The 9,093-nt window shown below is 38.3% G+C and carries 10 protein-coding genes and 1 pseudogene; 9 read left to right on the forward strand and 2 right to left on the reverse strand.

What is annotated here, in order from left to right; translation table 11 throughout:
• From ACFPQ3_RS10030 to ACFPQ3_RS10050, 5 genes and pseudogenes are all read left to right on the forward strand, one after another.
• Positions 1-387, forward strand: a pseudogene (locus tag ACFPQ3_RS10030) (IS30 family transposase); the annotation flags it as partial.
• 203 nt (positions 388-590) lie between these two features.
• Positions 591-1,358: an amino acid ABC transporter ATP-binding protein gene (locus ACFPQ3_RS10035; RefSeq protein WP_156807237.1), complete on the forward strand. Its 768-nt coding sequence runs from the start codon at positions 591-593 to the stop codon at positions 1,356-1,358.
• A gap of 8 nt (positions 1,359-1,366) precedes the next feature.
• Complete coding sequence (locus ACFPQ3_RS10040; protein ID WP_156807238.1) at positions 1,367-2,161, forward strand: transporter substrate-binding domain-containing protein; 795 nt, start codon at positions 1,367-1,369, stop codon at positions 2,159-2,161.
• A gap of 15 nt (positions 2,162-2,176) precedes the next feature.
• Positions 2,177-2,881 carry an amino acid ABC transporter permease gene (locus tag ACFPQ3_RS10045; protein ID WP_156807239.1) on the forward strand — a complete coding sequence of 235 codons (705 nt, stop codon included), beginning with the start codon at positions 2,177-2,179 and terminating at the stop codon, positions 2,879-2,881.
• A gap of 12 nt (positions 2,882-2,893) precedes the next feature.
• The gene (locus tag ACFPQ3_RS10050) at positions 2,894-3,544 is read left to right on the forward strand and encodes an amino acid ABC transporter permease (protein WP_156807240.1); all 651 of its coding nucleotides are present in this window, start codon (positions 2,894-2,896) and stop codon (positions 3,542-3,544) included.
• 59 nt (positions 3,545-3,603) lie between these two features.
• On the opposite strand, the gene ACFPQ3_RS10055 is transcribed toward ACFPQ3_RS10050, so the two are convergent.
• Together ACFPQ3_RS10055 and ACFPQ3_RS10060 are read right to left on the reverse strand one after the other, a co-directional pair.
• The gene (locus ACFPQ3_RS10055; RefSeq protein ID WP_232323276.1) at positions 3,604-4,185 is read right to left on the reverse strand and encodes an HD domain-containing protein; all 582 of its coding nucleotides are present in this window, start codon (positions 4,183-4,185) and stop codon (positions 3,604-3,606) included.
• Between the two features lie 13 nt (positions 4,186-4,198).
• Positions 4,199-4,951 (reverse strand): SDR family oxidoreductase, encoded by a 753-nt coding sequence (locus tag ACFPQ3_RS10060; RefSeq protein ID WP_156807242.1) that lies wholly within the window; start codon positions 4,949-4,951, stop codon positions 4,199-4,201.
• 117 nt (positions 4,952-5,068) lie between these two features.
• Here ACFPQ3_RS10060 and ACFPQ3_RS10065 point away from each other — a divergent pair, with 117 nt between their 5' ends.
• The 4 genes from ACFPQ3_RS10065 to ACFPQ3_RS10080 form a co-directional block, all read left to right on the forward strand.
• Entirely contained in the window at positions 5,069-5,815 is a 747-nt protein-coding gene (locus tag ACFPQ3_RS10065; protein WP_156807243.1) for an ABC transporter ATP-binding protein, read from the forward strand.
• Positions 5,815-7,404 carry an ABC transporter permease gene (locus ACFPQ3_RS10070; RefSeq protein WP_156807244.1) on the forward strand — a complete coding sequence of 530 codons (1,590 nt, stop codon included), beginning with the start codon at positions 5,815-5,817 and terminating at the stop codon, positions 7,402-7,404. The genes ACFPQ3_RS10065 and ACFPQ3_RS10070 overlap by 1 nt, the downstream gene beginning before the upstream one ends.
• Before the next feature lie 394 nt (positions 7,405-7,798).
• Positions 7,799-8,071, forward strand: coding sequence for a helix-turn-helix domain-containing protein (locus tag ACFPQ3_RS10075; RefSeq protein ID WP_269747765.1), 273 nt, complete (start codon positions 7,799-7,801; stop codon positions 8,069-8,071).
• Positions 8,072-8,762: 691 nt separating this feature from the next.
• A partial coding sequence (locus ACFPQ3_RS10080; RefSeq protein ID WP_380434451.1) for an IS110 family transposase occupies positions 8,763-9,093 on the forward strand: 331 nt, incomplete at its 3' end.

Below are 9,093 nucleotides of genomic sequence, written 5' to 3' on the forward strand. Positions count from 1 at the left end.
CATGACTTTGGTGGAACGTCAGACACGGTTTGCCTTAGCTTGTAAATTGCCTAATAAGGAAGCCAAAACCATCAACGAGGCAGTCCAAGGCTTGATTAAATGTTACCCTATCGCCTCCATTACAGCTGATAATGGTTCGGAGTTTAGTCTCTTACAGAACTAACTGACATTGAAGTCTACTTTGCTCATCCTTATTCATCATATGAAAGAGGTTCAAATGAGAACTTCAACGGCCTCCTCAGAGAGTTTCTCCCTAAAGGGAAATCTCTCAATCCGCTGACTGACGAAGAACTTGCTCAATATCTCTCAGCTATTAACGAAAGACCTAGACGACTTCACCATTACAAAACTTCAAAATTTCTGTTTGGGCTAGCCCAAACAGCCTAAATAATGGAATCCTAGTCTATCCATGAACTTGTTGCACTTGACTTGACAATGTGCCGAGAAAATATTTAATAGGTTCTGTTACACAAAATATTATTGCGCAGAATTTTCTAAAAATTCTATGTAAATGCTTGACAGCGATTTCCAAGTATGATACTTTATTCTCATGTTATATTTTATAACACATATTTTTTAGGAGGTGTCTTATGGCATTGATTGAATTTAAAGACGTAAACAAATACTACGGTGATTATCACGCTTTGCGTGATATTAACCTATCCATTGAAAAAGGACAGGTCGTTGTACTCCTTGGCCCATCAGGTTCTGGAAAATCAACACTAATCCGTACTATCAACGCTCTTGAGACAATTGATTCTGGTAATCTCCTTGTGAATGGACATGAAGTTTCTAATATAAAAGCGAAAGATCTCCAAGCACTTCGCAAAGAAGTCGGAATGGTTTTCCAACATTTCAACCTTTACCCTCACAAAAACGTGTTAGAAAATATAACGTTAGCTCCAAGGAAAGTTTTGGGCTTATCTGACAAAGAAGCCACAACCTTAGCTGAAAAATATTTAACTTATGTTAATATGTGGGACCGAAAAGACTATTATCCTGCCACCTTATCTGGAGGACAAAAGCAACGTGTTGCCATTGCTCGTGGCCTAGCTATGAAACCAGAACTCCTTCTTTTTGATGAACCAACATCAGCATTAGACCCAGAAACTATCGGCGATGTTCTGACAGTCATGCAAAACTTAGCAACTGAGGGAATGAGTATGGTTGTAGTTACTCACGAAATGGGGTTTGCTCGTGAGGTTGCTGACCGCATTATCTTTATGGACCAAGGGACTGTTCTTGTTGATACAACTGATGTCAATGGCTTTTTTGATCATCCAAACGAACCTCGAGCGCAGCAATTCCTCAGCAAGATTATCAACCACACTTCTGAAAAAGTCAGTAAGAAAGGTTAGGTTATCATATGAAAAAAGGAAAAATCTTTACACTGTTAACCCTCCTCATAGTAGGTCTTGGGACAACAACTGTATCAGCTACTGAATCTACAAAGGTAGATGCCATAAAAAAATCAGGTCTTCTTCGTGTAGGTGTCAAACAAGATGTCCCAAACTTTGGTTATCTCAATGCAGAAAACAATCAGTTTGAAGGCATGGAAATTGATATTGCCAAAAAATTAGCTGATAGCCTTGATGTTAAAGTAGAATACACACCAGTAACCACTCAAACACGGGAACCTCTTATGGACAATGGGCAGGTTGATGTGATTATCGCCACTTATACCATTACGGAACAGCGTCAAGCAAATTTCAGCATTTCAGATCCTTACTATTATGATCAAATCGGATTTTTGGTCCGTAAGAAAAGCAACATCCACACTATGGATGACTTAGATGGTCTGACAATTGGGGTCGCTCAAGGAGCAACTACTAAGGCAAACCTGAAAACCTATGCCGAAGAGAACGGATTGACGTTTAAATTTGTACAACTTGGCTCTTACCCAGAATTAACCATGTCACTTCAAGCCAAACGCATCGACGCTTTTTCAGTTGATAAGTCACTCTTATCAGGCTACGTCCACAAAGGCAACCGTATGCTAAAAGACGGTTTTAACACCCAAGCCTACGGGATTGCAACGAAAAAAACAAACACTGATTTAACTGATTTTATCAATGAACAATTAAACAAATGGCGTAAGGATGGCAGTCTGCAAAAAATCTATGATAAATTTAATTTAACACCTGCTGATTCAACTAACTAAGAAAGGAAAGAATTTATGGCTTTAACAACTGCACAACTTAGTCCTTGGGCCTTGGAACGTTGGTCTGGTTTCATAGACTATCTCGATGAATTTGCCCTTGGATTTTTATATACTTTAGGAATAGCGACCTGTGCACTTCTTTTAGCTTTGGCATTAGGAACAGGATTTGCCATGCTTAATCGTCACCGTTCTTTTTTTCTTCGTTTGTTTTCTAGAATTTACGTAGAAGTTTTCCAAAACACTCCCTTACTTGTCCATTTTGTCTTTCTTTACTATGGACTAGCCATCATAACAGATGGCACAATTCGCATCAATACTTTTTTTACAGCCGTGATTTGCGTCGGACTTTATCACGGTGCCTATATCGCCGAAGTTATTCGCTCTGGTATTGAATCCGTTCCCAAAGGTCAAACAGAAGCTGCCTTATCGCAGGGCTTTTCTCAAAAAGAAACGATGTGGTTGATTATTCTTCCCCAGGCTATTCGCTCTATTTTACCACCTCTGACTAATCAAGTGGTTAACCTGATTAAAAATACGGCAACAGTTGCCATTATTTCTGGAGCAGATGTCATGTTTACCGCCAAAAACTGGGCCTATGATACCTCAAACTACGTTCCTGCCTTTGCTTCTGCTGCTCTTCTTTACTTCATCATGTGCTTCCCTATCGCAAGTTGGGGGCGACGCATTGAAGCAGGCAATAAAAAAGCCTATCACCTCTAAAAGGAGAATGCTATGTCTGATATCTTCACATTAACCAACCTAAGCTTTTTATTAAGCGGTTTAGGGCTGACCCTGTATATCTCTTTCTGCGCCATTATCTTATCAACGCTTTTTGGTAGCATTTTGGCGCTCATGCGTAATCATCAGAAAAAATGGCTGAGCATCCCAGCCACCATCTACATTGAGTTTGTCAGAAATGTACCAAATCTTTTGTGGATTTTCATTATCTTTCTAGTCTTTCAAGTCAAATCAACACCAGCAAGTATCATCGCATTTACAGTGTTTACCTCAGCTGCGCTAGCAGAAATTATTCGCGGAGGACTAAACTCTATTCCTACTGGACAAACAGAGGCAGGACTCGCTCAAGGATTTAATCATATCCAAATCTTTGTTTATATCATTTTCCCCCAAGCCTTTCGGAAAATGTTACCAGCTATTATTTCCCAATTTGTCACGGTTATTAAAGACTCCTCCTTCCTTTACACCGTAATCGCCCTGCAAGAATTTTTCGGAAAAAGTCAAATTCTCATGGGAAAATACTTTGAAACAGGACAAGTGTTTACCCTTTACGCTATCGTTGCAGGAACCTACTTCCTCATCAATTTTGCCATTTCAAGCTACTCCCGACACTTAGCCAAAAGCTGGGCAAGTAGTTTGGAGTAAAAACGATCTTACTAACATCATTAAAGAGGCTAGTTTTCTAACCTCTTTTTCTATTTTAATTAAGGCAAATACAATCCTTTTTCGACACTTTGATCAATCATATCAAGTACCCATTGCCACAAATCTGGACTTTCAGCTTCAATGAAAGCTTTCTTAGCTAAGACCTGATTTTTGGTTAATTCGTCTGGATTATCACCCTTTTCTGCAATTAAAAGATGGTTCATCAGCGGTGCTATGGCATCAACACATCTTGCATATCTAGCCTCAACCGAATTACCTTTCTCGAACTCTTGCCATACATTTAGATAATATTCTTTTTGTTCCATTGGTAAAAAAGAAAAGGTCTGTGTTACTGATGCCAACTCTCGTTCATAAGAGTCCAACTTTCCAATCTCATCAAATACAGAAGTATCTCCTACTCCAATTTCACCAACATCATGCAAGAGTAACATTAGCATCACTTTTTCCATATTAACTAGTTCTGAAAAATATTCTCGTAGTGTTATAGCCATCAGCGCTAATTGCCAAGAATGCTCTGCCGAATTTTCAAAGCGATTGTCCAAGGTTTGATTTTGACGTGTAATGGTTTTAAGTTTTTCAACTTCGTTAAAAAAGCTCCACTGGTCTTGTAAATTTGTCAAACTCCCTGCCCTCCTAATTACGTTCAACCGGTTGTGGTCCAAAGCTTTGTGAAGTTGGCATAATTTCAATGCGGTTAATATTGACATGTGCTGGTTGCTCTGCAATCCAAAGTACCGTATTAGCTATATCTTCTGGCTGAAGGCTGTCAGCACCTTTATACAGCATTTCTGCTCTGCCATTGTCCCCCTTAAAACGAACATTAGAAAACTCCGTGCCTCCACAAAGTCCCGGTTCAACATTGGTCACACGCACCTTAGTCCCTGCCAAATCAGCTCGCAATTCAAGGCTAAACTGCTTGACATAAGCCTTAGTTGCTCCATAGACATTACCACCTGGGTAAGGATAGGTTCCAGCAGTTGAGCCAATGTTGATCACATGCCCAGACTTTCTTTCTACCATTTGAGGTAAAATCTGACGTGTCAAATAAGTCAGACCTACGATATTGGTCATAATCATGGTCTGCCAGTCTGAAAAATTAGCCTCATAAGCCTTATCAAGCCCAAGAGCGAGCCCAGCGTTATTAACCAAAATGTCAATCTGCCGCCACTCTCTAGGCAAGCTAGCTAGCGCTGCATCAATAGATGTCAAATCTGTCACATCCATCGTCAAAGGGTAAAAATTCTCCCCATACTGTTCTTTTAAAATCATCAACTTCTCGAAGCGCCTTGCAGCGCCAATTACTCGATAACCTTTGTTAATAAAACTTGCTGCCATCGCCGTGCCAAAACCAGCTGAAGCTCCTGTAATCATCACTGTATTTGTCATTCGTCATCCTCCTTTTTTCTTTATCATATCACTTTTTGTGAAAAAAATCATGTAAGGGCTTTACTTTTGTGTGACTAAAGTAGTATAATAAACAAAAAGATTAAAGGAGATTTTAGGATGATCACATTTGACCATGTTTCTAAGCAATATGGAGATAAATTTGCTCTTAGTGACCTTAATTTAACCATTGAAAATGGGGAAATTTTTGGGCTCATCGGGCACAATGGCGCTGGTAAAACCACGACAATTTCTACTCTGACCTCTATCATTGAACCGACCTACGGAGACATCACTGTCGATAACATGAAGTTAACTGAACACCGTGATGACATTAAGCGTAAAATTGCCTATGTACCAGATTCACCAGATATCTTTTTAAATCTAACTGCTGACGAATATTGGCACTTTTTAGCGAAAATTTATGGTGTTTCAGATGAAGAGACTGAAAAACGTATCGAAGAGCTTGCTAATCTTTTTGACATCTATGATCGCCGCTTTGAGACAATCAGTAGCTACTCACACGGTATGCGCCAAAAAGCCATTATTATCGGTGCCCTTGTGCCAAATCCTGATATTTGGATTTTAGATGAACCATTGACTGGTCTTGATCCACAAGCATCATTTGACTTAAAAGAAATGATGAAACAACACGCCAGTCAAGGTAACACTGTCATATTCTCAACTCACGTTTTAGCGGTTGCTGAACAACTCTGTGATCGTATTGGTATCCTTCGTCAAGGAAAGTTAATTTTTGTTGGTACTCTAGTTGAATTAAAAGCAGATCATCCTGATAAAGACTTAGAAACCATTTATCTTGAACTAGCTGGTCGTAAAACCGACAGCGAAAAGGTAGGTGAGGCCTAATGAATTGGTCAACAATTTGGGAACTTTTTAAAGTCAATGTCCTCTATTCAAACCCACAAAATCTTGTCAATATCCGTAATAAACAGGCTAAAAATCCTAAGAAAAAAATTCAAGCCTATAAAAGTATCCTTACCCAGCAACTCCTTGCTTTGTTCTTTTTCGGTGTCACTTATAGTGCTATCTTGGCTATTTATGACTATAGCAAATTCCCTGGGATGTTTACTACTTATATTTTAATGTTCATGGCTTTAACATTGGTCTCTGCTTTTCCTCCCATGTTTACAGTCTTTTATGATAGCCAAGACACAAAACTCTATTTACCACTGCCAATCAAAGCAGGTGAAATCCTTGTAGCTAAAATTTTAGCCTCCTTAGGAATGGCAATTCCCTATATCATCCCCGCTCTTGGCTTGATGATTTTTCTTTACCTACGATTGATGAATCCTGTTTTTGCAGTTCTACTTGCATTTGTGAACTTTTTGGTTATTAGTTTAGTAACTCTCAGCTTCTCAGTCATTGTAGTCAATCGCGTTGGCTCTATCCTCGTTAAAAGTCCACATAAGAAACTCATTTCTACTGGGCTAATTGGCTTATCGCAACTCGTTGCTATTGTCGGATTGATTTTGATTAATGCTAGCAACTCATCTAATATTGAATTATCAGCTAGTGGTTTGCCTGATTTTCCAATCATGCCATTTATCAGTGGTTTTTACGATGTAGCCCTGAATCCTTTTTCATTGGGTAGTTTGCTCAATTATTGGACTTGGTATCTTTTGTTAGTGGTTCTCATCATTGTCATTTTCAAAATGGTCATTCCTGGTTACTATGGTCAATTATTAGAAATTGATAGCAGTTCAACAGTAATCAAAAAACGCCAAACAAAACAACACTCTCAACGACAACTTTGGATTCGTCACCACTTATCAACTCTTAAAATTCCAACTCTTTGGACAACTGCTTTGATTACTTCAAATCTCTTTATTTTTATGATGATTGGTCCAATTAGCGCTGGTAACTTCAAGGCTCACTCTATCTCCCCTGCTTACTTTGGTATAGCTCTGACAATCGGTGCTGCCATCGGATTGATGTCTACTGTTTTCACTTCCGTTGGTATGTCACTAGAGAGAGAAAGTTTCACGTTTATTAAAACTCTCCCAATGAATTTTTCTCAATTTTTAAAAGAGAAATTCTTCATTTTATACCTTATTCAAGCAGGTATCCCAGCGCTAATTTATGCTAGCTTGGGAGCTGTTCTCGGTTTTCATTTCACTCTGATAATTAGTCTAGTTATTGGTATTTTCTTATCCTCATTTATTTTAGGACAGTTTGACTATCGTCGTGATCAGAAAAATCTGATGCTCAATTGGCAAAATATCAACCAACTTTTGACACGAGGTAATCGCCAAATTTGGCAAATGGTAATAGGAATCGTGTTTTTCCTAGGATTCCTCGCACTAATCGTAGGTGCTATTATCCTTTCATTTACCATCGGTGCTTTAAACACTAGTCTTCTTCTTCTCTTTTTGACACTAATTATTGCATCAGGACTTGAAATCTATATTTACAACAGTTTTTGGAAAAACTTGTAACACATTTAGCTCTCGGAAAATATTCGGGAGCTTTTTAAAGCGACAGACATCCATTCTAGTACAATTCTAACATTCCTCAAAATTAAATTTAGCAGTTTAAGTGATAGAAATTAAGAAATGCATTAATCTCTCAACGGTTCTTTCATCATAGTAGTATTCTTATCAGCGAAACTACCTGGTAGACACTCTCAGTCTAAGTTTAGAAAAATTATAGTTTTCAAGAAATACTATCGATAAGAACAGACTTTTGAGAACTTTAGACTAAAAAATAACATAAGAGGCAATGATATACTCCCCTTATAGCGGATAGTAAAAAAACAAAATTCACTAGAAGCTAAAAGGGGAGTTTTCATATGTCAAAAAGTAGTCCAAAATCAGTAGAGGAAAATTAGAGATTGTATTGAAATATCCAGAAGGTCAGTCAATTGGACAGTTAATCAAAGAGTATCAAGTATCAGACAATACAATTAAGGAGTGGCTGAGAAAATACCAAACTGATGGTATTGACAGCCTTAGGGGAAATCGTACTCGGACACACTATTCGTTAGAATTGAAACAAACAGCTATTGAGAAGTGCCTTCCTGGACAAGGAATCCTAAGGATGATTTGTCACAAATATAATATTTTAAATACCTACGTTCTCAGAAGATGGTTAAAAAAGTATTGAGGCTTATATCTATATTTTACAATAACAAACGATTTCAAGAGAAGTATAACGACCTTCCCCCTCTTGAAGTAAGGAGAAAGGCCGTGGCTTAATCGATTATTATTTCATTGTCTACTTGACAGGAAGCAGTTTATTTTGATGCTGATTTCGCCAGCTTCATTTTCCACCTCCAATGGTCTCCCAAACCTTAACGGTTGTGACGAAATCTGTTCGTCTTATTTCCCCACTTTACAAATGACCTTTGGGACGCCACACACCACATTAGGATAAGTGCTAACAAAAATTTACTAAATAAAATTTAAATGACTATATCATCTTGAATTCTCATGGAAGAAAACTCATACACAAGAAAAAAGGAGGACAGCAAAAAGTTTGAAAAATGGTCAATGACTCAGATTAACGTTGTCAAAAGAAGATGTTCAATTTTTAAGAGAAAGAGAGTGGGACAAACCAGCACGATGGCAGATCCCACACCCACAAAACAATGATAACCAATAGGCAAAGCCCTCGCTAAGTGCGATACTCTTAGTGAGGGCTTTGTGGTTGATAACTTAATGATAAAATCTATCTAGGGACAAACTAATCCACTCTATCTACGAGAACCCCAAAGTATCGCCTAAGAAGCATGAGTATAAAAATACGACTACTATTAGAGAGACAAGTCCTCATCATTAGTTAGGAGGAAACGACTATGGATATCATCTATACATCTTGTGCTGGCATTGATATTCACCAAGCTATAATAACTGTCTGTATCTTACACGGCTCTCTCACTAGTACTCGTCCCAAACGTGAAAAGGTTCGCTTTGATACAACGACAGAAGGTTTACAACAATGTCATGATTTTCTCACATCTTTTCAAGTACAAGCTGTTGGCATGGAAAGTACAGGAGTCTATTGGAAACCCGTTTGGCATGCGCTCTGCCAAGACTTTGAGCTCATTTTAGCGAATCCAGCACATATGAAAGCCATCCCTGGTCAAAAAACAGATAAAAAAGATGCTTTCTGGATTGCCAAATTGA

Source organism: Streptococcus caledonicus, assembly GCF_042656225.1.
Lineage (GTDB): Bacteria > Bacillota > Bacilli > Lactobacillales > Streptococcaceae > Streptococcus > Streptococcus caledonicus.

What these genes read in the sequence shown, in the direction of transcription:
- ACFPQ3_RS10045 (WP_156807239.1), top strand. Translation starts at nt 2,177, where the DNA reads ATGGCTTTAACAACTGCACAACTTAGTCCTTGGGCCTTGGAACGTTGG.
- ACFPQ3_RS10040 (WP_156807238.1), top strand. Translation starts at nt 1,367, where the DNA reads ATGAAAAAAGGAAAAATCTTTACACTGTTAACCCTCCTCATAGTAGGT.
- ACFPQ3_RS10065 (WP_156807243.1), top strand. Translation starts at nt 5,069, where the DNA reads ATGATCACATTTGACCATGTTTCTAAGCAATATGGAGATAAATTTGCT.
- ACFPQ3_RS10070 (WP_156807244.1), top strand. Translation starts at nt 5,815, where the DNA reads ATGAATTGGTCAACAATTTGGGAACTTTTTAAAGTCAATGTCCTCTAT.
- ACFPQ3_RS10035 (WP_156807237.1), top strand. Translation starts at nt 591, where the DNA reads ATGGCATTGATTGAATTTAAAGACGTAAACAAATACTACGGTGATTAT.
- ACFPQ3_RS10060 (WP_156807242.1), bottom strand. Translation starts at nt 4,951, where the DNA reads ATGACAAATACAGTGATGATTACAGGAGCTTCAGCTGGTTTTGGCACG.
- ACFPQ3_RS10050 (WP_156807240.1), top strand. Translation starts at nt 2,894, where the DNA reads ATGTCTGATATCTTCACATTAACCAACCTAAGCTTTTTATTAAGCGGT.